General features: G+C 71.6%; 26 protein-coding genes. 9 read left to right on the top strand and 17 right to left on the bottom strand.

The window, feature by feature from the left end; genetic code table 11:
* Positions 1-130 precede the first annotated feature (130 nt).
* On the top strand, positions 131-1,516 hold the full coding sequence (locus tag AQJ11_RS46270) for an ATP-binding protein (RefSeq protein ID WP_079082405.1): 1,386 nt from the start codon (positions 131-133) through the stop codon (positions 1,514-1,516).
* 389 nt (positions 1,517-1,905) lie between these two features.
* On the opposite strand, the gene AQJ11_RS25850 is transcribed toward AQJ11_RS46270, so the two are convergent.
* Entirely contained in the window at positions 1,906-2,106 is a 201-nt protein-coding gene (locus AQJ11_RS25850) for a hypothetical protein (RefSeq protein WP_014673468.1), read from the bottom strand.
* Between the two features lie 120 nt (positions 2,107-2,226).
* On the opposite strand from AQJ11_RS25850, the gene AQJ11_RS25845 reads away from it, so the two are divergent.
* On the top strand, positions 2,227-3,021 hold the full coding sequence (locus AQJ11_RS25845; protein WP_063807694.1) for a hypothetical protein: 795 nt from the start codon (positions 2,227-2,229) through the stop codon (positions 3,019-3,021).
* A 25-nt stretch (positions 3,022-3,046) separates the two neighbouring features.
* Here AQJ11_RS25845 and AQJ11_RS49305 read toward each other — a convergent pair whose 3' ends face one another.
* A complete protein-coding gene (locus tag AQJ11_RS49305) occupies positions 3,047-3,178 on the bottom strand; it encodes a hypothetical protein (RefSeq protein ID WP_341846292.1) in 132 nt (43 codons plus the stop codon).
* A gap of 170 nt (positions 3,179-3,348) precedes the next feature.
* Here AQJ11_RS49305 and AQJ11_RS25840 point away from each other — a divergent pair, with 170 nt between their 5' ends.
* Positions 3,349-3,837: a GIY-YIG nuclease family protein gene (locus AQJ11_RS25840; protein WP_341846291.1), complete on the top strand. Its 489-nt coding sequence runs from the start codon at positions 3,349-3,351 to the stop codon at positions 3,835-3,837.
* Positions 3,838-3,917: 80 nt separating this feature from the next.
* Here AQJ11_RS25840 and AQJ11_RS25835 read toward each other — a convergent pair whose 3' ends face one another.
* From AQJ11_RS25835 to AQJ11_RS25820, 4 genes are all read right to left on the bottom strand, one after another.
* Entirely contained in the window at positions 3,918-4,442 is a 525-nt protein-coding gene (locus tag AQJ11_RS25835) for a hypothetical protein (RefSeq protein WP_244218352.1), read from the bottom strand.
* A gap of 4 nt (positions 4,443-4,446) precedes the next feature.
* Positions 4,447-4,899: a hypothetical protein gene (locus AQJ11_RS51200; RefSeq protein ID WP_244218351.1), complete on the bottom strand. Its 453-nt coding sequence runs from the start codon at positions 4,897-4,899 to the stop codon at positions 4,447-4,449.
* On the bottom strand, positions 4,875-5,084 hold the full coding sequence (locus AQJ11_RS25825) for a hypothetical protein (RefSeq protein WP_244218350.1): 210 nt from the start codon (positions 5,082-5,084) through the stop codon (positions 4,875-4,877). The genes AQJ11_RS51200 and AQJ11_RS25825 overlap by 25 nt, the downstream gene beginning before the upstream one ends.
* A 174-nt stretch (positions 5,085-5,258) precedes the next feature.
* Positions 5,259-5,630 (bottom strand): hypothetical protein, encoded by a 372-nt coding sequence (locus tag AQJ11_RS25820; protein WP_059264562.1) that lies wholly within the window; start codon positions 5,628-5,630, stop codon positions 5,259-5,261.
* Between the two features lie 238 nt (positions 5,631-5,868).
* Between AQJ11_RS25820 and AQJ11_RS25815 the strand changes: the two genes are divergently transcribed.
* Complete coding sequence (locus AQJ11_RS25815) at positions 5,869-6,342, top strand: carboxymuconolactone decarboxylase family protein (RefSeq protein ID WP_014673475.1); 474 nt, start codon at positions 5,869-5,871, stop codon at positions 6,340-6,342.
* Between the two features lie 17 nt (positions 6,343-6,359).
* On the opposite strand, the gene AQJ11_RS25810 is transcribed toward AQJ11_RS25815, so the two are convergent.
* Positions 6,360-6,836, bottom strand: coding sequence for a DUF2000 domain-containing protein (locus tag AQJ11_RS25810; protein ID WP_208616611.1), 477 nt, complete (start codon positions 6,834-6,836; stop codon positions 6,360-6,362).
* On the opposite strand from AQJ11_RS25810, the gene AQJ11_RS25805 reads away from it, so the two are divergent.
* Complete coding sequence (locus tag AQJ11_RS25805; RefSeq protein WP_014673477.1) at positions 6,835-7,632, top strand: helix-turn-helix domain-containing protein; 798 nt, start codon at positions 6,835-6,837, stop codon at positions 7,630-7,632. The genes AQJ11_RS25810 and AQJ11_RS25805 overlap by 2 nt on opposite strands.
* Here the strand turns inward: AQJ11_RS25805 and AQJ11_RS25800 are convergent.
* The 3 genes from AQJ11_RS25800 to AQJ11_RS25790 all read right to left on the bottom strand — a co-directional run bounded on the left by AQJ11_RS25800 (position 7,611) and on the right by AQJ11_RS25790 (position 11,330).
* Complete coding sequence (locus AQJ11_RS25800) at positions 7,611-9,260, bottom strand: glycosyl hydrolase family 28-related protein (RefSeq protein WP_208616610.1); 1,650 nt, start codon at positions 9,258-9,260, stop codon at positions 7,611-7,613. The genes AQJ11_RS25805 and AQJ11_RS25800 overlap by 22 nt on opposite strands.
* A gap of 134 nt (positions 9,261-9,394) precedes the next feature.
* Positions 9,395-9,895 carry a type III secretion system chaperone family protein gene (locus AQJ11_RS25795; RefSeq protein WP_014673479.1) on the bottom strand — a complete coding sequence of 167 codons (501 nt, stop codon included), beginning with the start codon at positions 9,893-9,895 and terminating at the stop codon, positions 9,395-9,397.
* On the bottom strand, positions 9,888-11,330 hold the full coding sequence (locus tag AQJ11_RS25790) for a glycosyltransferase (protein WP_059264559.1): 1,443 nt from the start codon (positions 11,328-11,330) through the stop codon (positions 9,888-9,890). The genes AQJ11_RS25795 and AQJ11_RS25790 overlap by 8 nt, the downstream gene beginning before the upstream one ends.
* A 195-nt stretch (positions 11,331-11,525) precedes the next feature.
* On the opposite strand from AQJ11_RS25790, the gene AQJ11_RS25785 reads away from it, so the two are divergent.
* The 3 genes from AQJ11_RS25785 to AQJ11_RS25775 all read left to right on the top strand — a co-directional run bounded on the left by AQJ11_RS25785 (position 11,526) and on the right by AQJ11_RS25775 (position 15,281).
* The gene (locus AQJ11_RS25785; RefSeq protein WP_078611767.1) at positions 11,526-12,338 is read left to right on the top strand and encodes an SAM-dependent methyltransferase; all 813 of its coding nucleotides are present in this window, start codon (positions 11,526-11,528) and stop codon (positions 12,336-12,338) included.
* Between the two features lie 247 nt (positions 12,339-12,585).
* Positions 12,586-13,689: a C40 family peptidase gene (locus AQJ11_RS25780; RefSeq protein ID WP_059264558.1), complete on the top strand. Its 1,104-nt coding sequence runs from the start codon at positions 12,586-12,588 to the stop codon at positions 13,687-13,689.
* Positions 13,690-13,979: 290 nt separating this feature from the next.
* Positions 13,980-15,281 carry a PP2C family protein-serine/threonine phosphatase gene (locus AQJ11_RS25775; protein ID WP_058081003.1) on the top strand — a complete coding sequence of 434 codons (1,302 nt, stop codon included), beginning with the start codon at positions 13,980-13,982 and terminating at the stop codon, positions 15,279-15,281.
* Between the two features lie 87 nt (positions 15,282-15,368).
* Here the strand turns inward: AQJ11_RS25775 and AQJ11_RS25770 are convergent, their stop codons facing one another.
* The 3 genes from AQJ11_RS25770 to AQJ11_RS25760 all read right to left on the bottom strand — a co-directional run bounded on the left by AQJ11_RS25770 (position 15,369) and on the right by AQJ11_RS25760 (position 17,013).
* Positions 15,369-15,716: a DUF2516 family protein gene (locus AQJ11_RS25770; protein WP_041665957.1), complete on the bottom strand. Its 348-nt coding sequence runs from the start codon at positions 15,714-15,716 to the stop codon at positions 15,369-15,371.
* Positions 15,717-15,825: 109 nt separating this feature from the next.
* Positions 15,826-16,446, bottom strand: a complete 621-nt coding sequence (locus AQJ11_RS25765) for a hypothetical protein (protein ID WP_058081004.1) — start codon at positions 16,444-16,446, stop codon at positions 15,826-15,828.
* A gap of 81 nt (positions 16,447-16,527) precedes the next feature.
* The gene (locus AQJ11_RS25760; protein WP_014673486.1) at positions 16,528-17,013 is read right to left on the bottom strand and encodes a helix-turn-helix domain-containing protein; all 486 of its coding nucleotides are present in this window, start codon (positions 17,011-17,013) and stop codon (positions 16,528-16,530) included.
* Between the two features lie 147 nt (positions 17,014-17,160).
* Between AQJ11_RS25760 and AQJ11_RS25755 the strand changes: the two genes are divergently transcribed.
* The gene (locus AQJ11_RS25755; protein ID WP_059264755.1) at positions 17,161-19,530 is read left to right on the top strand and encodes an ATP-binding cassette domain-containing protein; all 2,370 of its coding nucleotides are present in this window, start codon (positions 17,161-17,163) and stop codon (positions 19,528-19,530) included.
* Here AQJ11_RS25755 and AQJ11_RS25750 read toward each other — a convergent pair.
* The 4 genes from AQJ11_RS25750 to AQJ11_RS25735 are packed head-to-tail and all read right to left on the bottom strand — an operon-like array spanning position 19,493 to position 25,032.
* Complete coding sequence (locus AQJ11_RS25750; RefSeq protein WP_059264557.1) at positions 19,493-20,014, bottom strand: HAD domain-containing protein; 522 nt, start codon at positions 20,012-20,014, stop codon at positions 19,493-19,495. The two genes, AQJ11_RS25755 and AQJ11_RS25750, sit on opposite strands and share 38 nt — an antisense overlap.
* Positions 20,015-20,067: 53 nt before the next feature.
* Positions 20,068-22,098, bottom strand: coding sequence for a HelD family protein (locus AQJ11_RS25745; RefSeq protein WP_059264556.1), 2,031 nt, complete (start codon positions 22,096-22,098; stop codon positions 20,068-20,070).
* 48 nt (positions 22,099-22,146) lie between these two features.
* Entirely contained in the window at positions 22,147-22,764 is a 618-nt protein-coding gene (locus AQJ11_RS25740; RefSeq protein ID WP_059264555.1) for a TetR family transcriptional regulator, read from the bottom strand.
* Between the two features lie 9 nt (positions 22,765-22,773).
* Positions 22,774-25,032: an aminoglycoside phosphotransferase family protein gene (locus AQJ11_RS25735; RefSeq protein ID WP_059264554.1), complete on the bottom strand. Its 2,259-nt coding sequence runs from the start codon at positions 25,030-25,032 to the stop codon at positions 22,774-22,776.
* Between the last annotated feature and the right edge of the window lie 42 nt (positions 25,033-25,074).

The following is a 25,074-nucleotide window of genomic DNA, read 5'->3' as shown; positions in this document are numbered from 1 at the left end:
GAGAAGGGGTACGTCGTGGCTGGGGCGGTCGGCTCCACGGCCAGCAACCTCGACATGTACAGCTCCCCGTAATCTCTGAAGCTCGGTACGATCCCGTAGACCGGCAGGACACGGGGAGGGCCGAAGCCACATGTCGATTCAAAAGATTTCGCTGGCCAAAAACCAGATACACAAAATTCTTCAGCTAGAAGAAGGCCACTTCTCGGATCTAAAGTCGATCGAAATCTCGCCGGCGAAACTCACCAAAGCAATTTCGGCGTTCGCTAACGCCGATGGCGGTGAACTCTACGTAGGGGTAGACGAAGGCCCCAACGGCAGCAACCACAGTTGGCGCGGCTTCACAAATATGGAAGCAGCCAACGGGCATCTGCAAGTATTCGAAGAGCTTTTCCCACTCGGTGGGGATTTTCTTTACGAATTCATGCAGTGCGACGATCAGCCCGGGCTGGTTCTGCATGTAATCATCCAGAAGACGAAGGAAATAAAATACGCGAGCGACGGTAAGGCATACGTACGCCGAGGAAGTCAAAGTCTGCCGGTAGGCCCAGAGGGCCTGGAGCGCCTACGGCGCAACAAAGGAATCACCTCGTTCGAGTCGGAGACCGTCCCAGTCCCGACTGAAATCATCACAAACTCGCTAACTGTGATTGATTTCATGCTCAGCAGCGTACCCACCGGTGAACCCGAGCCGTGGCTAAGGAAACAAATGATGATCGTGGGCGACAAACCTACGGTGGCCGGGGTGCTGCTCTACTCGGACGAGCCTCAAGCCGTGCTGCCGAAGCGATGCGCTATCAAGATCTATCGATACAAGACCACCGACCCAGAGGGCTCACGAGAAAACCTCGCATTCGATCCATTGACCGTCGAAGGATCTCTTTACGAGCAGATCAAGACGGCCGTCTCTACAACATCTGAACTCATCGAAGAAGTTAAGGTACTTGGCCCCGAGGGGCTGACGCCCATCAAGTACCCGTTTGAAACGCTACACGAAATCATCACGAATGCGGTAATTCACAGGGATTACGGAACTGCTGATGACGTACATGTCAGAATCTTTGATAACCGCGTCGAGGTAGAGAGCCCTGGGCGTCTGCCCGCCCACATCACCACTCGCAACATCCTAAAGGAGCGATTTTCACGGAACGGGGCTATTGTTCGCTTGATCAATAAGTTTCCCGACCCGCCGAACAAAGATGTGGGCGAGGGTTTGGCCACGGCGTTTGCCGCCATGAAGAAGTTGAAACTCAAGGATCCCGTAATCGAAGAAAGGGATAACTCGGTCCTCGTCAACATCCGCCATGAGCGGCTTGGCTCGCCAGAAGAAATCATCATGCAGTACCTGGAAAGCCACGAAGAAATCAACAATAGGACAGTTCGCGCACTCACCGGAATCGGATCAGAGAACAAGGTAAAGACTATCTTTCTGAGACTGATGGACGCGGGGCAAATTGAGCGCGTTCCAGGCAAGAGAGGCAGTGCGTCCGCCTACAGGAGAATCATCGATCCCGCGTAGACGCGACGCTCGGGAGGTTCCGCAGCCGAGCGCGCCACAACCGCACCAGAACGAGCGAGGCACCGCAGGGGCTCACGGCGAAGTAGCTTGCGCGAATGTTTCTGATCCGCACTTTCCGTGCGGATCAGGGGAATTTTCGGGATGACGCCCGTCTTTTCGTGGGGAGGCTTCCAGCGCTCTTCGTTCAGCGACGTACGCCACTGCGCTCGCGCGCGACGGCGTTGGGGAGCTTCCGCCCGCGGCATGCTTCCGGGCCGACTTGGACCTGGCGTGCCCAACTTGGACCTGGGGTGACCAACGGGTCGGCAAAGTACCTGCGACTATCCCGGCAACCCCCACGCGGGAGCGCCCCGCGGCGCGTGGCTGCGGGGCGCTCTGGTCTGTGGGGTTTAGTCGACCTTCTCGCCGTCGTGCGTGCCGCCCTTGCAGACGTTGTCCGTCAGGTCGGCCGTTCCGCCGCCCTGCCTGCACTCAGAGGGGGTGACGTAAGATTTGGCACCCTGTGCGTTGGCGGTGGCGGCGCTGGTGAGGCCGATTCCGGTGAGGGCTGCCGTGGCGATGACGGCGGCGAGGATTCGTCGAGTGCGCATGTGCTCCCCTTTCACGGATTGCCTTCGAGGGGCACTAGCCAGCTTCACCTTCGCCCATGTGGGTGGCACCTGGTGTTCCGCCATTCGGGTGACAGCGCGAGAACGGGCGAGGGGGCGGCGATGGCGGAGCGGGCGTGGGCCACGGCGGGCAGGAAGGGCAGTCCCGACCGGAAGCCGGTGAGCCGGGCGCGGCTCGCGGGCGTGGCGCTGGTCGTGCTGTCTCTGACGGGGGCAGTGCTGAGCTACCTGACGTTCACGGTGTGGGTGCCAGGCCGGCAGGAGCGCTACGAGCATTACCGGGCAGCCGAGCCGTGCCCCGCGCAGGCTGCCGCGCAGGAGGTGGCCGCGCAGGACTGTCTCGTCACCTGGCACTTCACCGTCACGAAGGCCGAGTCCACGTTCACCGGGAAGGTCACGGTCTACGAGGTGACCCTCAGGGACAAGGGCGGCGACTCGCGGCAGAGGACCGTGCGGTTCGGCGACTCCGGGCCGCTCTTCGACAAGCTGCGTCGGGGCGACGAGGTCACCGCGACCGGCTGGCGCGGCGCGATCGTCGTCCTCAGCAAGGACGGTGTCCGCCAGAACACCTCCGACGCGCCCCGCGACGAGCACCCGGGAAACGCCGCCCTGGGCGTCCTCCTCGCCCTCCTCGCGGCCCAGTCGCTGGTGTTCGGCGCGGTCCGCCTGGCCCGGCCGACCGCCTACGCGCCCCTCGTCTGGGAGCCGTACGGCAGGTGGCTGGTCTTCACCGACATCTGCGTCGGCGTGGGCGTGGGGGCCGCCTCGGTGTGGCTCCACATCCCGTGGTGGACCGTGCTCGTGACCGTGCCGGTCGCAGTGTGCGCGGTGATGGCACGGCTTGTGCGCCGGCAGCGGCGCGCGGCGGCGCCCTCGGCGAAGACCGGGCGGCAATAGGACTCACGAGTGAGTCCGCGATAGGTCAGGGCTTGCGGAAGTCCGGCTTCGGCTGTTCCCTCACCTCTGCCCGCGCTCCCGCCTCGCGGAGAGCCGTCACGGCTGCCTCCGCGTCTTCCTGCGGCACACCGTCGAGGATCACCGCGGATACCTGCATGGCCAGCGTCACCCTCCCCCCATCGACCCCTGAGCCCTGAGCCTACGAGCCTCGGCCGGCCGGGCGCAGACCGGTAGCGTGTGGTGATCAGCCGTGGCGCACCTGGAGGCTTCGTGGAAGCTACCGCTCTCGTCAATCCCGATCGGTTGTGGTCGGCGCAGGAGGTCTTGGTGCGTCCGAGCCCTGTTCCGGCGGCGGCAGGGGTGTACGGGTGGCACTTCGAGCAGTCGCCCCATCCGGACCTGGAGGCCGGACAGTTGCTCTACGTCGGGATCGCCCCGCGGTACATGGCGAACCGGACCAGCGCACAGAACCTGCGCAAGCGGCTGCGCAACCACTACCGGGGCAACGCGGCCGGCTCGACGCTGCGCCTCACCCTCGGTTGTCTGCTCGGACTTGAGCTGCGTCGCGTGGGCAGCGGTAAGAAGACGACCTTCGGGAAGGCCGGCGAAGCCGCGCTGAGTCACTGGATGGCCGAGAACGCGCGGGTGTGCTGGATCGAGGATGACGAACCCTGGGTCCTTGAGTCACAGCTCATCTCCCGGCTCGACCTGCCGCTCAACCTCGACCAGAACCGTCACAACGCGTTCCACGGCCACCTGAAGGAACTACGGGCGCAAGCACGCCGACGGGCGCGGGAGTTGCCCATCAGCGCGTGAGCCGGCGGATGGGCCGACGGGCCGTCCCCGGTCTGCGCCTGGGCCGTCCGGGGCCGCATCGGCAACCGAAGCAGGGCAGTTCACGCCTCCGCCTCCACCGCCCGCGTCACCGCTTCCCTCATCCCACGCCATCCCCGGGGCCGCTGCGGCGCCAGCCGTGCGACCACGCGGCCCAGCCACTCGGGATCGCCCAGGAGGTGTGCCTGCCCCGCGTCGATGACCTGCCTCGTCAGCAGGTCGAGGAAGACGAGGTGGGCGCCGGGATAGTGGCGGGGGTGCCGGTCGAAGCGGGCGATCCAGTTCTCGTAGGGGTGGCGCAGGGTCATGTGCAGATAGCCGCTGCCGCGCCCCCTCCAGGGACCGGGCAGGCCGCCGAGGAGTCCCCCGAAGCCGTTCGACCCCTTGGCCGGGTACTTGCTCCCCATGGTGAGGTGCATGCCCAGCATGATCCGGGACCACGGGACCAGCTGTCCTTCCGCGTGGGACTCGTGCTGGTACAGCCCGTCCCTTCGGAATTCCACCCAGTGGGGCTTGCCGGCGTCCCCCACCACCCAGCGCCCGTGGAGGAACTCCAACGGCCCCAGCGTTGCGCTCGTGTCCGTCATCCGACTAGACCGCGCCGAAGCCCTTGCGAAGCACGAGCTTCAGGTCTTCGCCCAGTTCGGCACCCGGATCATCGATCAGCCGTTGCCGCAGGCCGAGGAGCAGTCCGGCCTCGGCGGTGCGGCCGTTCCGGCTGTGTGCCCTGGCCAGTCGCAGCAGCGCCGAGCGCACGGTGGGCGCGTTGACGAACAGTCCTTCGCCCAGATCGATCGACGGAACGCCCTTGTACGCGACGGCCGGTCCGGGCCGTGATGCAGGGCGTCGACCGCGGCTCATGTGCTGGACCGCCGGCGCGACCGGCGGCTCTGCCAGGGCCTTGACCCCTACCCATGTGTTGCCGAAGCTGTGCGCAGTCATTTCCGCCCCCTGATCACCGCCCGCACTCCTCACAGTGTCGGCGATCAGGTCGTTCCCGGTCCACTCGCCGAGGCCGGTCAGGCCGGGAGCCAGTCGGGCCACCGCGGCGGGACGTTGCTCGCGGGGCAGCGGCCGGAGTCGCCGGGGTGGCCGTCCAGCGTTCTCCGGGTCGCGAAGAGCCACCAGGCCGGGGACACCGTCGTGACGACCACCAGCAGCGTCGGCAGTGCGGCGCGGATGGCCCTCGGCGTGGCGAGCGTCAGGCGGCGGCCGGTGGCTCGGGCCATGAGCGCCACCACCGCGCCCGCTCCCAGTACGCGGACACGCACCCGGCGCGACGGAACCGCGCCGGGTGCGTTGCCGGTCGTGTCCTGTGGTGAACACAGCCGAGCCGAGCTCCACCGCCTGCCTCCCTGGGCGGCCTCCGCCCTGTTCGGCGCCGTGACTCGAACCGGGTCCGGTCAGGACAGTTGCGGTACGCAGCCGAACCAGTTCACCGCGTGGTCGTCCTTCGTGTAGCCCATGCACCTCAGCGTCTTGTCGTGCAGGGTGCTGGTCCCGGCGATGTTCTCGTCCAGGTAGTCCGTCTTGTGGCGCGGCTGGACGAGGGTGTCGACGTCGATGACGTACCAGCGGTGTCTCTGCTTCGGGATGTCGCAGCCGTGGGCGGTGACGTTGCGGCTCGGCCCTTCACTCCATATCGGGCGTTCGGCGCGCTCACAGTGCGCCTTCTCGGATGCGGCGGCGGTGCCGGCTCCGGTGCCGAGCAGCGCCGCGGCGCTCATGGCCACCGCCGCGGCGGCGCCCAGCAGGCGGTGCGGTGTGCGGTTCATCAAGTGGTCTCCCTGGCAGTCGCCATGACGGACGGTGGGTGACCCGTCGTCTCCCTGTGATCGTCACACCCGTTCCGGCGGCCGTCCTGGCGGGGAGCACGCCCGTCCCACGTCCCGGTGACGGACGTGGTGCCAATGCAGCAGCGGGAGTGACGCGGTCACTCGGCGGCACGTCACATCCCGGGCTCCCCCTCCGTCAGAGAGGTGCAAGCAGCCGCGACCCACTCAGGAGCACACCATGGAAGCTCGGCTCGACCTCTTCGCCAACCCCGTCGCCGGCAAGGTGTTCAAGCACTTCAACGCGGCCGGCAAGGCGATCACGGAGTCCTCGCTGCCCGCCGCCACGCAGGAGCTGGTGAAGCTGCGTGCCAGCCAGATCAACGGGTGTGGGTTCTGCACCGACATGCACACCAAGGACGCCCTGGCGGCCGGGGAGACCCAGACCCGGCTGAACCTGGTCGCGGTCTGGCGCGAGGCCACCGTGTTCAGCGACGCCGAGCGGGCCGCGCTGGAGCTGGTGGAGCAGGGCACCCGGATCGCCGACGCGGCCGGCGGGGTCCCGGACGAGGTCTGGGCGAACGCCGCCGAGCACTACGACGAGGAGCAGCTCGCGGCCCTGGTGGCCCTCATCGCCGTGATCAACGCCTACAACCGCGTCAACGTCCTCGTCCAGCAGCCCGCCGGCGACTACGTTCCCGGCATGTTCGGGTAAAGCAGCGGAGAACGGCCTCACGGGTGCATGCGGGCGCCCTTGAGGACCTTGTCCACCCCGTTCTTCGGGCCGTACACCGCCAGGCCCACCAGGTCCAGCTCGGCGGTCGGGACGGCGCGGACGGCCGCGCGGTTGTCACGGTCGTTGCCCGTGGTGAACAGGTCCGCCGTGAACACCGCGCACGGCAGGACACGGGTCAGTGCCCTGCCGTGCGCCGCCTTCAGGGTCTCCTTGGCGCCCTCGAAGACCAGCACCGGCTGGCGGAACATCGGCAGGTACGACACGCCGTCCGCGTCCTCGTACGGGTCGCCGACCACCTCGGGGACCGTCGGGCCCAGGCCGCTGACCAGGAACGCGGTCACGTTCAGGCGCTGCCAGGGTTCCAGGTCCTCGCGCAGCAGCACGGCGATCTTCGTGTCGAAACGGATGGGTTCAGTGTTCATGGACTGAGACTCGCGGCCGGGTCCCGGCCGCGTCTTGTACGTTTTTTGCATGGCCGCCGGGCAGGAACTCGTCAGCGCGTGGCGTCCCCGGGTGCCGGGCGTCACCGAGGTCTTCCACGCCCGCTTCACCGAGTACGCGTATCCGATGCACGTCCACGACGCCTGGACGCTGCTCATCGTGGACGACGGGGCCGTACGGTACGACCTCGACCGGCATGAGCACGGCACCCCGCTCGACACCGTGTCGCTGCTGCCGCCGCACGTGCCGCACAACGGGTCGCCGGCCACGCCGGGGGGTTTCCGCAAGCGGGTCGTCTACCTGGACAGCAGCCGGCTCGGGGAGGAGTTCATCGGGCCTGCCGTGGACTCCCCCGATCTCAGGGACCCCGTGCTCCGGCTGCGCGTCGGGCAGTTGCACTCGGCCCTCGCGCGGCCCGGTGACGAATTGGAGGCGGAGAGCAGGCTGACGCTCGTCGCGGAGCACCTGCGCCACCGGCTGCGGCGGCGCGCGGCCGGGGGGCGGCACGAGAGTCCCGTACTCGCCCGCCGGTTGCGGGAGTTGCTGGACGCGCGGGTCGTCGAGGGGGTCTCGCTGGAGGAGGCCGGCCGGTTGCTGCACGCCCATCCGGCGCATCTCATCCGGGCGTTCAGCGGCGCGTACGGCATCGCCCCGCACCAGTACCTGATGTCGCGGCGGGTCGGCCGGGCGCGGCGGCTGCTGCTGGACGGGGTGCCGCCGGGCGAGGTGGCCCCGGTCGCTGGGTTCTACGACCAGGCCCATCTCACGCGGCACTTCAAGAAGCTGGTCGGGGTGACCCCGGGGCGTTACCGGAGCAGGGCGCGCTGAGCCTCGTACAGGTTGCGCGGGTGTACGGCGTCCGGGGTGCCGTACAGCTCCAGGCGGGAGTGCAGGTCGCCGGTGAAGTCGGGGACGTCGGTCTGGTCGAACTCGCGGACCTCGTCGATGCCGACGGTCGCCGAGTACGGGGCGAGTCCGTCGATCTTCACCAGGCCGGCCCGGCCGTTGGTGACCCGGATGTTCCAGTGGGTGAAGCGGGCGCCGAAGAGGGGGCCCGCGCTGGCGTCCCCGCCGTGGCGGCCGTTGTTGTTCACGGTGATGTCGGTGCGGACGTTGGCGAAGGGCAGTCCGCGGTGGCTGTCGAAGGTGCCCATCCGCATGTCGCCGCGCGACCAGACGTTGCAGGAGGAGAGCCCTTCGACGTTGATGCCGTGCAGTTGGGTGTTCGCGGGCGCGGGGACCGTGCGCTCCTCGATGGTGAAGTCCTCGATCAGGTTGTCGTGGGAGCCCTCGCGGCAGAAGTACGGGTGGTGCGAGCCCCGGCCGGCGACCCGGGTACGGCGCAGGGTGCAGGCGGAGGCGGCGACCAGGCCGAAGCCGTTGTCGACGTGGCGGACGGTGACGTCGTCCACCCAGCAGTCGTAGGCGCACTGGAGGACGACGCCGTTGTAGCCCTTGTCGAGGAGGTGCGGGGACTGCGGGGTCTGCACCGCTTCGAGGGTCAGCCCTTCGACGCCCGATCCGGTCAGTTCCGGCACGTGCGTGGTCAGGCGCGGGTCCCACTCCGGGCGGACGTCGAGGGGCAGGGGGCGTTCGAGGGTGACGCGCCGGCCGTGGACGCGCTGGACGCGGACGGGCCATTCGTAGGGGACGTACGACGTCAGTTTCGTCTTGTCGTCCCAGACGTACGCCGCCGGGCCGGGGCCGTCGCCCGCCATGTGCTGGAGCAGGGTGTGGGCGGCGTCGTCGGCGAGGCGGAGGAGGACGAGCCGGCCGGGACGGAGGGCGGAGGCGTCGGCGACCGTGACCGTCCACGAGCCGCGCTTCGCCGGGGCGACGGTGGTGAGGGTGGTCCACTCGTCCCGCCGGTTGCCGGTCCAGCCCTCGAAGGGCCAGGCCCGGTCCCTGATGGCGGCGGTCAGGGAGTCCCAACGGGCCCTCGGCGCCAGCCAGACGAGGCCGCCCGCCCAGGACCAGGAGGACTTGTCGCCGCCGTAGCGGGAGCCGTAGACGCCGATGAGTTCGGTGAGGTTCTTCGTCGCGTACAGGGTCGTCCGGCCGCTGCCGGCGCCGCGCAGGACGACGTTCGAGTCGCCGAGGCGGATGACGTCGTCGATGCGGTAGGTGCCGGGCGGGATGGTGACCGTGCCGCCGCCGGCCCGTCCGGCGGCGGCGATGGCACGGTTGATCGCGGGGGCGCAGTCCGTGGTGCCGTCGGCCACGGCGCCGTACGCGGTGACGTCGGCGACGACCCGGGGGCGGGGGAAGCGGCCCGCTCCGGCCCGGTAGCCCGCCCGGCCGATGTACGGGATCTGCGGGTGGGTGAGCGGGGTGCGGGTGAACTCCCGCCACAGCGCGGGGGGTTCGGCGGCCCGCGCGGTGCCGGTCGCGGCGCCCAGGGCCACCGCGGTGGCGCCGGCGAGCAGGGTCCGTCTGGTGAGGTGCGTGTTGCTCATGTCCACCCGCCCCTTCGTCTTCCCGGTATGCAGGGCCATTCACGCATGTGAATGACGTTCAGGAATGCATTGGCGGTGAGCATGCCACTGTGCCCGGCGGACGGGAAAGGGGTCGTACGGAAGAAACGCGGGTGTCAGTCCGCGGGGCGGTCGATCAGGTGCGTGAACGCCTCCAGGTTGCGCGTGGACTCACCGCGCGCCACCCGCCAGGCGTACTCCTTGCGGATCGAGGAGGCGAAGCCGAGCTCCAGCAGGGTGTTGAAGGCGCCGTCGGCCGCTTCCAGGACCTGGCCGAGGAGCTGGTCGACCCCGTCCGGGGTGACGGCGGCGAGGGGCAGCCGGGCGGTGACGTAGACGTCGCCGAGGTGGTCCACGGCGTAACTCACGCCGTACAGCTTGAGGTTGCGCTCCAGCAGCCAGCGGTGGACGCCCGCCTCGTTCTCGTCGGGGTGGCGGATGACGAAGGCGTTGAGGGAGAGGGAGTGGCGGCCGACGAGGAAGGACACCGTGGTGGACAGCTTGCGCGTCCCGGGGAGCTTGACCACGTAGTTCCCGGGCTCGGGGCTCTCCCACTCCAGTTCCGCGTCCTCGAGGACGCTCTCCAGGACCTGTCCGGCCTTCTCGACATCACCCATGGTGGGAGCGTACGCGACGGCGGTGGGACTGGGTCGCGGCCGTGTAGACGTCGGCGGTCGCGGCGGCGGCGGCGTCCCAGCCGAAGGACTGGGCGTGCCGGGCGGCGGCCCGGCCCATGCGCGCCGAGAGCGCGGGTTCGTCGGCGAACCGGCGCAGCACGCGCGCGTAGTCGGCCGGATCGTGGCCCTGGACCAGGAAGCCGGTCTCGCCGTCCCGCACGGCCACCGGCAGACCGCCGACCGAGGCCGCGAGCACCGGCGTCCCGGACGCCTGCGCCTCGATGGCGACCAGCCCGAAGGACTCGCTGTACGACGGCATGACCAGGAGGGACGCGGCCCGGAACCAGTCCGCGAGCTGCTCCTGGCCGACCGGCGGGCGGAACCGCACGACGTCCGCGATGCCCAGCCGGGCCGCGAGCTTCTGGAGCCCCTCCGGCTTGGCGAGCCCGCTGCCGCTGGGGCCGCCGACGACCGGGACGAGAATGCGGGAGCGCAGCTCCGGGCGCTCGTCCAGCAGGACGGCCACGGCGCGCAGCAGGATGTCCGGCGCCTTGAGGGGCTGTATGCGGCCCGCGAAGAGGGGGATCAGGGCGTCCCGCGGGAGACCGAGACGGGCGCGGGCGGCGGCGCGGGCTTCCTCCACGGTGGCGGGCGAGCCGTCCTTCAGGGTGCCGTCCGTCAGGGAGCCGTCCGTCAGGGAGCCGCCCGACAGGGTGCCGTCCGTCGCGAAGTCGCCCTTCCGGAAGGGGCGGAAGCGGTCCAGGTTCACGCCGGGGTGGACGACGGCGACCTTCGCGGGGTCGGCGGCGTAGTGCTGGACCAGCTCGCCGGCCTCCTCCGCCGTGTTGGCGATCAGCCGGTCGGCGGCGGCCACGATCTGGGTCTCGCCGATGACCCGGGCGGCGGGCTCGGGGGTGTCGCCGTCGGCCAGGTTGGCGTTCTTGACCTTGGCCATGGTGTGCATGGCGTGCACCAGGGGCACCCCCCAGCGCTGGGCGGCGAGCCAGCCGACGTGGCCGGAGAGCCAGTAGTGGGAGTGGACGAGGTCGTAGTAGCCGGGGCGGTGGCCGGCCCAGGCCTGCATCACGCCGTGCGTGAAGGCGCACAGCTGGGCCGGGAGGTCCTCCTTGGCCAGGCCCTCATAGGGACCCGCGTCGACGTGCCGGACGAGGACGCCGGGGGCCAGTTCGACGGTGGGGGGCAGGCCGCCGGTCGTGGCCCGGGTGAAGATCTCGACCTCGATGTTGATCGCGGCCAGCCGCTGGGCCAGCTCCACGATGTAGACGTTCATGCCGCCCGCGTCGCCGGTGCCGGGCTGGTGGAGCGGGGAGGTGTGCACGGAGAGCATGGCGACCCGGCGGGGCCTGCGGTACAGCCTCAGCCGCGTGCCGGCCGACGGGGAGCGTCGCCCGAGCCTGCTGACGTACTGGCTCACCTGGCGTTCCTCCTTGTTGCGGGCATGCCTGACGAGGGCCCACTCCGCCCTCCAAGCTGGTCCAACAGCGAGCGGGTGCCCGGCCATTTCCCCCTCGGGCGGCTTTGCCGAATCATTACCCGTGATCGATCAACGGTTCGAATGCCGTCGGCGTCGGCGGCAGGCCCCCGGCCCCGCACGCTTACCCTCGTACCCATGACAGCCCGCACAGCCACCCGGCCCGTAGGAGCGGTGACGCGCGGGACGACCAACCCCAACCGGCTGCGCCGCATGGACCGCTGGATCGCGGCCACGCACGGCGCCGAGCTGCGCCGCGCGAGCGACCCGGTGGCGATCGACCTGGGGTACGGCGCCGCTCCCTGGACCGCCGTGGAGCTGCTGGCCCGGCTCCGCGCGGCAGCGCCCCGCGCGCGTGTCGTCGGTGTCGAGATCGAACCGGCGCGGGTGGCGGCGGCCCGGCCGTACGAGCGGGAGGGGCTGGCCTTCCGGCACGGCGGCTTCGAGATCCCGGTCCCCGGGCGCCCGGTGCTGATCCGGGCCGCCAACGTGCTGCGCCAGTACGACGAGGACGAGGTCGCGGCGGTCTGGGAGCGGCTGCGCGCGCGGCTCGCCCCCGCGGCCGGCGGCTCGCGCGGCGGACTGCTGGTCGAGGGGACGTGCGACGAGATCGGGCGGCGGCACGTGTGGGTGGCGCTCGGCCCGGAGGGTCCGCGCACGGTCACCTTCGCCACCCGGCTGGGCTCCCTGGACCGCCCCTCCGACCTCGCCGAGCGCCTGCCGAAGGCGCTGATCCACCGCAACGTCCCGGGCGAGCCGGTGCACGCCTTCCTGCGCGACTTCGACCGCGCCTGGGCCGCCGCCGCGCCCTACGCCTCCTACGGCGCCCGGCAGCGCTGGCTGCGCGCGGTGCGGGACCTGGCCGCCGACTGGCCCGTCACCGACTCCCCGGCCCGCTGGCGGCAGGGTGAAGTGACGGTGGCCTGGGCGGCGTTGGCGCCCCGGACCTGACCCCGGCGCCCCGGGCCGGACAGTGCCGTCCCCGATCCGAATCCGCCGTGATATCACCCGTTCGAGGGAACGGAGACGGAACGATCCCCGCGCGTCGTTCGTCACACCGACGAGGTGATCGTCGTATTCGGCGGTGAGCGGGGGGAATTCCGGTTTCCGAGGCCCTCTGTCGCTTTGCGCGCGGCCGTGGCACGATCCCTCAGACGCCCGTAAGTTACTGACGGTAAATCAGTTTGGGGGGAGAGGTATGGGACCGGGCAAGCGCGGCCTGCTCACGGCCGCCCTGACCGTGATCTGCGCGGTGACCGTCCTGTCGGCGCCCGGCACGGCGTTCGCGATACCCGAGCCCTCCCGCACCCCGTCGGGGACCCCCACGCCCACGGCGCCCCCCGGACCGGCCTCGACTCCCGCGCCCGACAAGGACCTTGAAGAGGTCCGCGCGAAGCTCGACAAGCTCTACCACGACGCGGCCGTGGCCACCGACGCGTACAACGCGGCCGAGGAGAAGGCGGAGAAGCAGTCCGACGAGATCGTGGCGCTGGCGAAGAAGATCGTCGACGGCCGGCGGAAACTGGAGGAGCTGAAGGACCGGGCGGGCGCCGCCGCCCGTGACCAGTACCGCACCGGCGGCCTGTCCGACACCGCCCGGTTCCTGCTCAGCGACGACCCGGGCCGGTTCCTGGACGGCGCCGGCCGGGTGCTCCAGGGCCAGCAGGCGGCGAAGAAGCTGATGGCGGACAAGGCCCGCACCCAGCAGGAGTTGCAGAGTTACGCCGACGACGCCTCCGCCCGCTGGAAGGAACTGGAGGCGAACCGCAAGGCGAAGGACACCGCCAAGAAGGAGATCGAGAAGCAGATCGACGCGGCCGAGAAGCTCCAGTCCCGGCTGGAGAAGAAGGAGAAGGAGCGGCTCGCCGAGCTGGAGCGGCAGGCCGCGGCCAGGGCACAGACCGCCTGGCTGGACACCGGCGCCCTCAAGGGCGTCCCGGGAAAGGCCTCCACACAGGGCGAGAAGGCCGTGAAGTACGCCACCCGGCAGCTCGGCAAGCCGTATGTGTGGGGCGCCGAGGGCCCGGACTCCTTCGACTGCTCGGGCCTGACCTCCCAGGCCTGGGCGGCGGCCGGCCACCCCGTCCCGCGCACCTCGCAGGAGCAGTGGAAGCAGCTCAAGCACGTCGGGGTGAAGGACATGCGGCCCGGTGACCTCGTCATCTACTTCGACGACGCCAGCCACGTCGGCATGTACATCGGCGAAGGCGCGATCATCCACGCGCCGCGCCCCGGACGGACGGTGACGATCACGGGCGCCGGCTCGATGCCGATCCTGGGAGTCGTACGACCGGACGCGTGACCGGCCGCGCGCGGTGCGGCGCGGCCCATGTCCCCGGTGACGTACGTCATGTGACCCACCGCACGCCCGATCCCGCCCAAACTCCCCCAGGACGTGAGCTTCGTCATTCCGCCCGAGTCATCGGCGTGTCCAACTGCGGTACGGAAAGCGGCATATGACAGTGACGGGCACCGGAGCGACGCGGCTCACACCATTCCGCCGGGGCGGTCCCAGCCGCTATGGTCCCGGTCGGTGGGTCGAGACCCCTCGACGCCGCCGTGCCCTCGGGGGGAGGGAAGGAACCCAGGACAATGCCCGTACCCGTACCGCGGCAGAGAGCGATCCCGGCCGTGGAGAGTGGTCAGGCGCAGGCCGCCCGCGCAGCCGGCGGCCCCCTCAAGGAAGAGGCCCACCGCGACGCCACGGCCGTGAACGGCACCGGCGCCACTCTCACCCTGCTGCTGATCGAGGACGATCCGGCCGGCTCGCCGATCGTGCCCGACCTGCTGGACCCGTCCGGCAAGCCGATCCGCGTCCGCACCGCCCGCAACCTCACCGAGGCCGAGCGGCTGCTCACCGACGACGTCCACTGCATCCTGCTGGACCTGGCGCTCCCGGCGCCGGGCGGCAGCGACACCGACGACGAGCTGGCCGTGCTCAGGCACGTCCTCCAGCTCGCGCCCCGGCACGCCGTGCTCGCGCTGACCGCCTCCGGCGACGCCGAGCGCGGCGCCGAGGCCGTGCGCGTGGGCGCCCAGGACTATCTCTTCCGGGACGAGCTGGACGGCCGGCTGCTCAGCCGCGCCATCCGCTACGCGGTGGAGCGGAAGCGGTCCGACACGGCCGAGCGGCGGCTCGCCGAGGGCAAGCTGCGCGCGCAGGAGAACCGCCGGCTGGAGCGCGGCCTGCTGCCGACCCCGCTGCTGGAGGGCTCCTGCCTGCGGTTCGCCGCGCGCTACCGCCCCGGCCGCTCCCGGGCGCTGCTCGGCGGCGACTTCTACGACGCCGTCCGCACCCCCGACGGCACCGTGCACGCCATGATCGGCGACGTCTGCGGGCACGGCCCGGACGAGGCCGCGCTCGGCGTGGAGCTGCGCATCGCCTGGCGGGCGCTGACCCTGGCCGGGCTGTGCGGGGACGAGCTGCTGAACACGTTGCAGCAGGTGCTGGAGCACGAGCGCGCCGACGAGGAGATCTTCGCGACGCTGTGCACGGTGGACATCGCGCCCGACGGCCGCCGGGCCGGCCTGTGCCTGGCCGGCCATCCGGCCCCGCTGGTCGCCCGCCCCGGCCGGCCGGCGCGGCTGCTCCCCTACGAGAACAACGGCCCCGCCCTGGGGCTGCTGCCCGGCGCCCGCTGGCCGCGGATGCAGGTCGAGCTGGGTGCCGAGTGGAGCCTGATGCTCTACACCGACGGGCTGATCGAGGGCCGGGTCGGTGAGGGCGGCGAGCGGCTCGGTCAGGACGGCATGCTGGAGATGATCCGCCGGCAGCTCTCCGAGGGGCTGCGGGGCGAGGAACTGCTGCGGGCCGCGGTGAGCGAGGTGCGGGACCTCAACGGCGGTGAGCTGACCGACGACGTCGCGGTGGTGCTGCTGGACCGGACGCGGTAGGCGCAAGCCGCCGACCGGACGCGGTAGGCGGAGGCCGCACCACGCACGCACCCGGCGATCGGCGAGCGGTCCCGCGGCGGGATGCCGTCAGCGACCGCCGTTGTACGGGCCGTACGGGCCGTCGCTGCTGCTTCCGCCCCGGCGGCGGCCCCACCCGCGTCCGCCGCCCACCTGCTGGAGGGCGGGGCGGACGTCGACGAGGTAGACGATGCTCGCCACCGCGCCGGCGATGGGGAGGATGGACAGCAGCGAGAACAGGTAGCTGACCACGAGGGCGATGCCGAGGATGATCAGCCAGAAGACCTTGTTCTGCTTGTCGGCGGCACGGAAGGCGTCCTCGCGCCGGAACGCGGCGTCGGCCAGCCCGAACGCGGCCAGGGCCATCAGAACGATCTTCAAGATGCCCATGAAACCCGCGAAGCCCAACATCAGCATGCTGCCCACCGCCCGTTGATTCCCGATTCCCGCTACGCCGCCACCGTACCCATAGAACGGGCCGGACACCCCAAAGGTGCCCGGCCCGGAGCCGTCCCGTCGGCCATGGTCACTTGGCCGGCGGGGTCGTCTTCTTCGCCGTGGTGGAGGTGGTGGAGGTGGTGGTGGTCTTGCGGGGAGCCGGGGCCTTCTTCGCCGCGGGCTTCTTGTCCGCGGCCGGGTCGGCCTTCGCCTCGGCCGGCTTCGGCTGGTCGTCCTTGACCTCGACCGGCTCGGGCTTGCCCTCGACCGCGATCGCCAGGTCCTCGATCTCCTCGGCGGCCTCGCCGCGCCAGGTCTTCACGGCCTGCTCGCCGTGCTCGGCGACCCGCTCGTAGGTCTCGCGGGCCTTGACGGCGTACTCGGCGGCGACGCCGACGCTGCGCAGGGCGAGGTCCTGTGCGGTCTCGCCGAGCTTCTTGAGGTCGACGTCGATGGTCCCGATGAACTCGTTGACCTTGGCCTGAAGGGTCTCCTGCGCCTCCTTGGCGCGGGCGGTGGCCTTCTCCTGCACGGCCTTGGGGTCGGTGTTGCGCACGGCCTCGATGCGCGCCGGGGCCTCGGCGCGCAGCTGCTCGACCAGGGCCGGCACCTTCTTGGCCTGCTGGAGCGCCAGATCGGCGGTGCCGGCGGCGAAGTAGAGCGGGGTCGGGTCGCTGAGGGTCTTGCGCAGGTCGTCGGTGATGGCCATGGTGAGGGTCCTCCCGGATCGGATTCGCGTTCGGCTGGGTGGGTGTGGTCCGCGGCGGGCGTCCGGAGCCCTGGTCCGGCTCTATCCGGCCGTCCGCCGCGGGCCGGCGTCCGTGTCACTTCCGGCGGCATCGCCTGGGCCGGCCGTAGGGCCGCCGCCGGTCCCCTGGTCCACGGGTCCGTCCCCGGGCCCGTCCTCCTCGGCGCGCTCGCCGATCCCGAAGCCGTTCTCCTTGCGGAAGGACTCGTAGATCTGGAGCAGCACCTGCTTCTGCCGCTCGTTGAGCGTGGGGTCGGCGAGGATGACGGCGCGCGTCTCGACCTCGTCCCGGTCCCGTTCGGCGTCGAGGATGCCGGCGCGGACGTACAGCGTCTCGGCGGAGATGCGCAGGGCCTTGGCGACCTGCTGGAGCACCTCCGCGCTGGGCTTGCGCAGCCCGCGCTCGATCTGGCTCAGGTACGGATTGGACACCCCGGCGGCGTCGGCGAGCTGCCGCAGCGACAGCTGGGCGTTCCGCCGCTGTTCGCGCAGGTACTCACCGAGGTTGCCGACGTTCAGCGATGCCATGCCTCCACCTTGCCCCACCCTCGCTAACAATTGCAAGCACCCGCTTGCAAGAGTGTGTCGTGTCACGGGTCGAGGAAGACGTCAGGACGAGAAAGGCGTCAGGAATGGAGAAGCGCCCGCCGCCGGGGCGCCGCTACGGTGGCCGGCATGGACGACGCCACCGCACGGCACGCCGCCGACAGTCATGACCTGATCCGTGTGCACGGGGCACGCGAGAACAACCTCAAGGACGTGAGCGTCGAGATCCCCAAGCGCCGGCTCACGGTGTTCACCGGGGTCTCCGGCTCGGGCAAGAGCTCGCTGGTGTTCGACACCATCGCCGCCGAGTCGCAGCGCCTGATCAACGAGACGTACAGCGCGTTCGTCCAGGGCTTCATGCCCACGCTGGCGCGGCCCGAGGTCGACGTGCTCGACGGGCTGACCACCGCGATCATCGTCGACCAGCAGCGGATGGGCGCCGACCCGCGCTCCACGGTCGGCACCGCGACCGACGCCCACGCGATGCTGCGCATCCTGTTCAGCCGGCTGGGCACCCCGCACATCGGCTCGCCGAAGGCGTTCTCCTTCAACGTCGCCTCGATCAGCGGGGCGGGCGCGGTCACCGTGGAGCGCGGCGGGAAGACGGTGAAGGAGCGCCGCTCGTTCAGCATCACCGGCGGCATGTGCCCGCGCTGCGAGGGCCGGGGCACGGTGACGGACATCGACCTGTCCCAGCTCTACGACGAGGACAAGTCGCTCAGCGAGGGCGCGCTCACCATCCCCGGCTACAAGCCGGGCGGCTGGAACTACCGCCTCTACACCGAGTCGGGCCTCTTCGACCCGGACAAGCCGATCCGCACGTTCAGCCGGCGGCAGCTCGACGACTTCCTGTACCGCGAGCCGGTCCGGATGAAGATCGCCGGCATCAACATGACCTACGAGGGTCTCGTGCCGCGCATCCAGAAGTCGATGCTCGCCAAGGACCGGGAGGCGATGCAGCCGCACATCCGGGAGTTCGTGGACCGGGCGGTCACCTTCACCACCTGCCCCGACTGCGACGGCACCCGGCTCAGCGAGACGGCCCGGTCCTCGAAGATCAAGGGGATCAGCATCGCCGACGCCTGCGCGATGCAGATCAGCGACCTGGCCGCGTGGGTGCGCGGGCTGGCCGAGCCGTCCGTGGCGCCGCTGCTCACCGCGCTGGGCGAGACCCTGGACTCGTTCGTGGAGATCGGCCTCGGCTACCTCTCCCTCGACCGGCCCGCCGGCACGCTCTCGGGCGGCGAGGCCCAGCGGACGAAGATGATCCGCCACCTCGGCTCCTCGCTGACCGACGTCACGTACGTCTTCGACGAGCCGACCACCGGCCTGCACCCGCATGACATCCGGCGGATGAACGACCTGCTGCTGCGGCTGCGCGACAAGGGCAACACGGTGCTGGTGGTGGAGCACAAGCCGGAGGTGATCGCGATCGCCGACCACGTGGTGGACCTCGGCCCCGGCGCCGGTACGGCGGGCGGCACCGTCTGCTTCGAGGGCACCGTCGCCGGGCTGCGGGCGAGCGGCACGCTCACCGGGCGGCACCTGGACGACCGGGCGGCGCTGAAGAAGACGGTGCGCGAGCCGACCGGGGCCCTGGAGATCCGCGGCGCCACCACCCACAACCTGCGCAATGTGGACGTCGACATCCCGCTCGGCGTGCTCACGGTCATCACCGGGGTCGCCGGTTCCGGCAAGAGCTCGCTCGTGCACGGGTCGATCCCGGCCCGCGAGGGCGTGGTGTCGGTGGACCAGGCGCCGATCCGTGGCTCGCGGCGCAGCAACCCGGCGACGTACACCGGTCTGCTGGAGCCCATCCGCAAGGCGTTCGCCAAGGCCAACGGGGTGAAGCCGGCGCTGTTCAGCGCGAACTCCGAGGGCGCCTGCCCCTCCTGCAACGGCGCCGGGGTCGTCTACACCGACCTGGCGATGATGGCCGGGGTGGCCACCACCTGCGAGGAGTGCGAGGGCAAGCGGTTCGACGCCTCGGTGCTGGAGTACCACCTGGGCGGGCGGGACATCAGCGAGGTGCTGGCGATGCCGGTGACCGAGGCCGAGGAGTTCTTCGGCGGCGGCGAGGCCCGCACCCCGGCCGCGCACCGCATCCTGCGGAACATGGCCGACGTCGGTCTCGGCTACCTCACCCTCGGCCAGCCGCTCACCACCCTCTCCGGCGGCGAGCGGCAGCGGCTGAAGCTGGCCACGCACATGGCGGAGAAGGGCGGGGTCTACGTCCTGGACGAGCCGACCACCGGCCTGCACCTCGCCGACGTGGAGCAGTTGCTGGGCCTGCTCGACCGGCTGGTCGACGCCGGCAAGTCGGTGATCGTCATCGAGCACCACCAGGCGGTCATGGCGCACGCCGACTGGATCATCGACCTCGGCCCCGGCGCCGGCCACGACGGCGGCCGTGTCGTCTTCGAGGGCACCCCCGCGGACCTGGTCACGGCCCGCTCCACCGTCACCGGGGAGCACTTGGCGGAGTACGTGGGCGCGTGAGCACGCCCCTGCGGTGTGCTCGCAGCCACTCCTCCAGCACGGCGAAGTCGGCCTCCGTCAGGCCGTACCGGTGGTCGACGCGGTACGGGAGGGCCGGGGCCGGGTGATGGGCGGCGAGCCAGGCGCGGTCGGCCCCGGTGATCTCGTCGTCCACCCAGACGAAGGGCCGGTCCGCCGCCCAGCGGGCCAGCGGCCGGGTCTTCCAGTGCAGGGGGGCCGGCCGCTCGTCCTCGTCCGGCCACCGCACGACCGGCAGCGGCGGCAGGCCCAGCCACGGCGCGAGGCAGTCGTTGGCGTCGTCCCCCCACGTCGTGGCCCACACCAGCGCACAGCCCAGCGCCGTCAGCCGGGGTCCCAGCGCGGGGTCGACGCGGGGCAGCAGCGGGTGGCCGGCGGGCACCGGCGGGCCGTCGTACAGCGGGTGGGCGCGGTCCGCCGCGCCGAAGGGGACGAGCGGACCGTCCACGTCGAGGAAGAGCAGCATCACCCTCCAGGTTCGTCCCCCGGGCACCGGTCGTCCAGGGGCCCCGCCCCCGGTCAGAACGGCAGCGGCCGGCTGTGTACGACGTCCAGCCGGGAGACCGCCCGGGTGAGCACTACGTACAGCCGGTGGGCGCCGCGTTCCTCCGCCTCGGCCACGGCCGCCGGTTCCACGGCGACGACGTGGTCGTACTCCAGGCCCTTGACCACGCTCGCGGGGACGACGGTCAGCCGGGCGCCGGGCGTGTCGGGGCCGGCCGGGTCGAGGCCGGCCCGGTCGAGCGCCGTCCGCACCCGGTCGGTGTCCGCGTCGGCCGTGATCACGCCGACCGAGCCCTCCCGGGCGAGGGCGTCACGCACGGCGGTCACGGTGGTGCCGAGCAGGTCCTCGGTGGGCCGCAGGGTCAGCTCCCCGTCCGTGCGCAGGGAGTGGGCGGGGGGCACGGCGACGTCGAGGCGGGCGAGCAGCCGGTTGGCCGGCTCCAGCACGGCCGCCGGCACCCGGAACCCGGTGGTCAGCGGCACCACGGCCGCGTCCGGCCGGCCGAGGTGGCGCAGTGGGACGGACCAGTCGCGGGCGGCCCACGGGGTGGTGCCCTGGGCGAGGTCGCCGAGGACAGTCAGGGAGCCGAACGCGGCCCGGCGGGCGATGGCCCGGCACTCCATCGGCGACAGGTCCTGCGCCTCGTCCACGACGAGGTGGCCGTAGCCCTCGGGGTGTTCGACGAGCCCGGCGAGTTCGTCGAGCAGGACCAGGTCGGCGGCCGACCAGCGGGCCGACTTGTACGAGCGCGGCGGGCGTGACCACAGCAGTGCCGCCCGCTCGTCCGGGTCCAGCAGGCCGTCCGCCGCCCGGGCCAGCGCCTCGCCGTCGGCGAGGAGTCCGGCGAGGACCTCCTCGGGCCGGACCTTCGGCCACACGGCGTCGAGCTGTTCGGTCAGCGGCCGGCAGCGCTCGACGCGGCGCACCCAGGAGGCGGGCAGCACCCCGGAGCGCCGTTCGGCCCGGTCGCGCAGCCGCCGTACCACCCGGGTGCGCACCCGCTCCCGTCCGACGGCGTACGGCGGTTCCTCGGCGCGCACCTGAGCGACCAGGTCGGCGAGTTCGGCGGCGGGGACGCGCCAGCGGTAGGAGCCGTCGGGCACGACGAGGTCGCCGGCGCCGTCGGTGCTCACGCGCGCGTACAGCGCCCGGCGCAGCACCTCCGCCATGCGCGGGTCGTGCTTGACCGCCGCGGTCCTCAGCGGGTCGGTGCCGGTGACCGGGTGGCGGGCGATCTCGTCCAGCAGGGTCGACTGTCTGACGCCGGTCTCGCCGAGGGAGGGCAGCACCTCGGCGATGTAGGTGAGGAAGGTGGGGTTGGGGCCGAGGATCAGCAGGCCGGAGCGCTGAAGCCGCTTGGGGTGGGTGTAGAGCAGGTACGCGGCGCGGTGCAGGCCGACGGCGGTCTTGCCGGTGCCGGGGGCGCCCTGCACGCACACGGAGTCGGTGAGGGCGGCGCGGACGAGGTCGTCCTGCTCGGGCTGGATGGTCGCGGCGATGTCCCGCATGGGGCCGACGCGGGGCCGCTCGATCTCGCGGGCCGCGATGTCGCTGGTCCTGGACTCGCCCCGGCCCAGGTGCTCGTCCTCCAGGCCGGTGAGGTCGGCGGAGTCGCCGCGGCTGCCGGGCGCCCAGCCGAACCGGCGCCGGACCGCCACGCCCTGCGGTTCGCGGGCGCTCGCCTGGTAGAAGGCGCGGGAGACGGGGGCCCGCCAGTCGACCACGAGCGGCGGTGCGGCCGGGTCCTCGGTGACGCGGACCCGGCCGACGTGGTAGCTCTGCCCGCCGTGTCCCGGGTCGCCGTCGGCGAAGTCGAGCCGGCCGAAGAACAGCGGGCCCGGCGGGAGTTCGCGCAGGGCCTTGGCCTGGCTGCGCAGCCGGCGGCCGAGGACCTCGGCATCGGCCCCGGAGGCGGAGACGTCCTCGGAGGTGACGACCTGTTCGTCGGCGCCCTCGACCATCGCGGCGAGGGCCGTACGGCAGGTGTCGTGGTAGGCGCGCTCGGTGTGCAGGGTGTCCTTGAGGGCGGGGTCGGGTGACGTCATGGCGGCAGCGTACCGCCGAAACGTTACCCAGTTACATTTTTAACCGAGTCACATTCGCTGGCCCCGCAGCTCCGGGAGCCCCTGCGCCAGCCGCCGGAACGCCCGCTCGGCCGCCGCCACCGCGTCCGGCGCCACCTCCGCCACCGGCTCCCCCGCCGCGATCCGCCGCCAGTTCTCCAGGGCGAGGACACGCTGTACGGCGATGATCTGCGCGGCGGCCAGCCGGGCCGCCAGATCGCCCCCGAGCGCCTCGGCCAGCGCCGCCTCCGACCGCTCCTGGTGGGCGTACGCCCGCGCCACCAGGGACGGGGTGCCGTAGAGCAGCCGGTGGAAGGCGAGCACACCGGGGTGGTCGTTCAGCCCGGTGACCGGGTCGCGCCGCTCCAGGCCGGCCAGGAAGTGCCGGCGCAGCGCGTCCACCGGGTCGGCCTCCCCGGTGACCACCCGCGCGGCCTCCGTCTCGTGGTCCGCGATCCGGTGCAGCACCAGGTCCTCCTTGGCCGGGAAGTACCTGAAGAGGGTCGGCTTGGAGATCCCGGCCGCGGCGGCGACCTCCGCCACGGACACCGCGTCGAAGCCCCGCTCCAGGAACAGCCGTACGGCGATGTCCGACACGTCCTGGTACATCCGCTGCTTCTTGCGCTCGCGCAGGCCCATCTCACCCATGGGGCGAGCCTACGCAGGGCCGTCCGGACCGGTCCGCAGGCCCAGCGCGCGGGTCAGGTGGGGATTCGACCGGGGCGGGATGGTCAGACCCAGCGACGCGGTGGCCGCCGCCAGGGTCATCGCGTACGAGTCCAGCGCCCGGCGGACGTTGGGCGCCTCCCGGCTCGCTCCGGTGACCAGCCGGTCGAGGTCGACGTACGCCGAGCGGACGGTCTCGATCCACCGGTACACCCGCCAGTCCTGACGCCAGTTGCGGGTGCACTCCCGCGGCAGGCGGCGCTCCCAGCGGCGGAACATGCGGTCCCGGATCTCCGGCCGGGTGGGGGTGAGGTGCATGTGCCGGACCAGGTCGTAGAGCGGGTCCCCGACCAGCGCCATCTCCCAGTCGATCAGGGTCAGCGCCAGGTTGTCGTCCCGGCGCACCAGGTTCCAGGGGTTGAGGTCGCCGTGCAGCAGGGCCGGGGTGCGGCGGGTGAGCCGGTGCCGGCCGAGGATCTCGCGCAGCCGGGGCGCGCCGGGCAGCCCGAGGAAGCGGGCCAGTTGCCGCGACTCCGGGGGCAGACCGGCGACGAGCAGGACGAGCTGGTCGCTGAGCCAGTCGTAGAAGTCCAGGCCGACGGCGACCGGGTCGAGCTGGGCGTGGTCGACCTCGGTGAGCGCGGCGAGCTGGTCCACGAGGCCGTCCGCCTCCTGCGGAAGCAGCCCGTGCACCGGGTGGGCGGGCCGGCGGCCGGGGTCGCGCGGACCCTCGTAGGTGTGGATCGCGAAGCGGTCCCCGGAGTACGCCCGGTTGCCGGAGCGGCTCTCCCCGAGCGCCAGGATCCTGGGCGCGGCCACCGCCGCCCGGGACTGCTCGATCGCCCGCAGCACGGCGTGCTCGCTGAGGAAGCTGCTTTCGAGCCGGCGGGCGTCCGCCACCTCGCGCCGCACGACGACGGGGAAGGCGGTGCCGGGAACCCACACCACCGTGTTGAGGTGCGCCGTGCCCTTGAACATCCGCTCGGCCGGGGCCGCGCCCTCCAGGAGCAGGGCGTCCCCGACGGCCGGGTGGGGGAAGTCGGGGTGCTCCGAGACGCGCCCGTCCGGCTTCCAGTCGATGGCCCGGGTGACCCGGCCGCCGCGGCCGGCGCCGCCGCGCCACACCGCGTCGCTCGTCGCGGCCCGCCAGCGGTGGAGGATGCCCTCGATCTCCCGCTCCCCGGGCACCTGCCCCAGCCGCAGCGGCTCGGCGGCGAGCTCCAGGGCGCGGTGCACGCGGGCCGTCGCCTCGTCCAGGCTCTTCTGGTCGAAGGAGTCCTGCAAGGACCGCGCCGCCCTCATCACATCGGGGTACACCGACTGGGCCCGCTCGAAGGCGAGGTAATGGGGCAGGTCCCTGGCCACCCCGTTGACGGCGGCGGGGCGCACCGCCTGCACGGCGCACGCCCAGGCGTCCACGACCTCCATCTCCTGGTGGTCCGGGTAGCGCATCCGCACCAGGTGGGTGGCGAGGTCGTACAGCGGGTCGCCGTAGCTCGCCAGCTCCCAGTCGACACAGATCAGGGGCGGGTCGCCGCCGTACGACATGATCACGTTGTCGCGGTGCAGATCGGTGTGGAGCAGGCTGTACGGCCGGCGTGCCATGGCCGGGACGCGTTCGGCCAGCCGCACCAGCGCGTCCTCCGGGACGCCCAGGGCGGCGAACAGACCGCCGAACGCCGTCCAGTTGGGCCGCCGGATCTGGAGGTCGGCCATGCGGGCGAGGGCCTGGAGGAAACCCTGGCTGTCGGTGTAGTTGCGCGGCCACAGCGACGGCAGGGGCGGCAGCGCGGCGCTGCTGCGCACCTGGGCCGTCTCGGCGAGCAGGCCCGCCAGCGCTTTCGTCAACAGGCCGTCGACCGGCTTGCCGTCACCGCACACGCTGGACAGCGGTACGCCGTCCACATGGCTGTGGATGGCGAAGCCGTCGCCCTCGGCCAGGCACTCGGGCACGTTGGGCAGCAGGCGGTTGACGGCCCGCAGGATCGCCGACTCGTTCTGCCAGGTGCGGATCACCACCGGCAACGCGCCCGCCCGCCGCACCCGCACGGTCACGGGGACGCCCGGCTCCCGGCCGAGCAGCCGGGCCACCGGCTCGGTCAGCGGGACCACGTAGTTCTGGTGGTGGAACCCGCCGCTGGCCGTCCCCTCGGCGGCTGCGTACTCCAGGAACGCCTGGAGTACGGCCCGGCTCCGGGCTCCGTCGGCGCGGCCCCCGGTCGTGTCGAGGGGGACGGGAGGTGCGCCCACTGGCCGCTCCGGGGGTCGATCGCGCGAGAACACGAGATGGGG

This window comes from Streptomyces corchorusii (genome assembly GCF_001514055.1).
Classification (GTDB): Bacteria; Actinomycetota; Actinomycetes; order Streptomycetales; family Streptomycetaceae; genus Streptomyces; species Streptomyces olivaceoviridis.
Note: the sequence above shows the minus strand (reverse complement) of the source record. Positions and strands in the feature narration are given on the sequence as shown.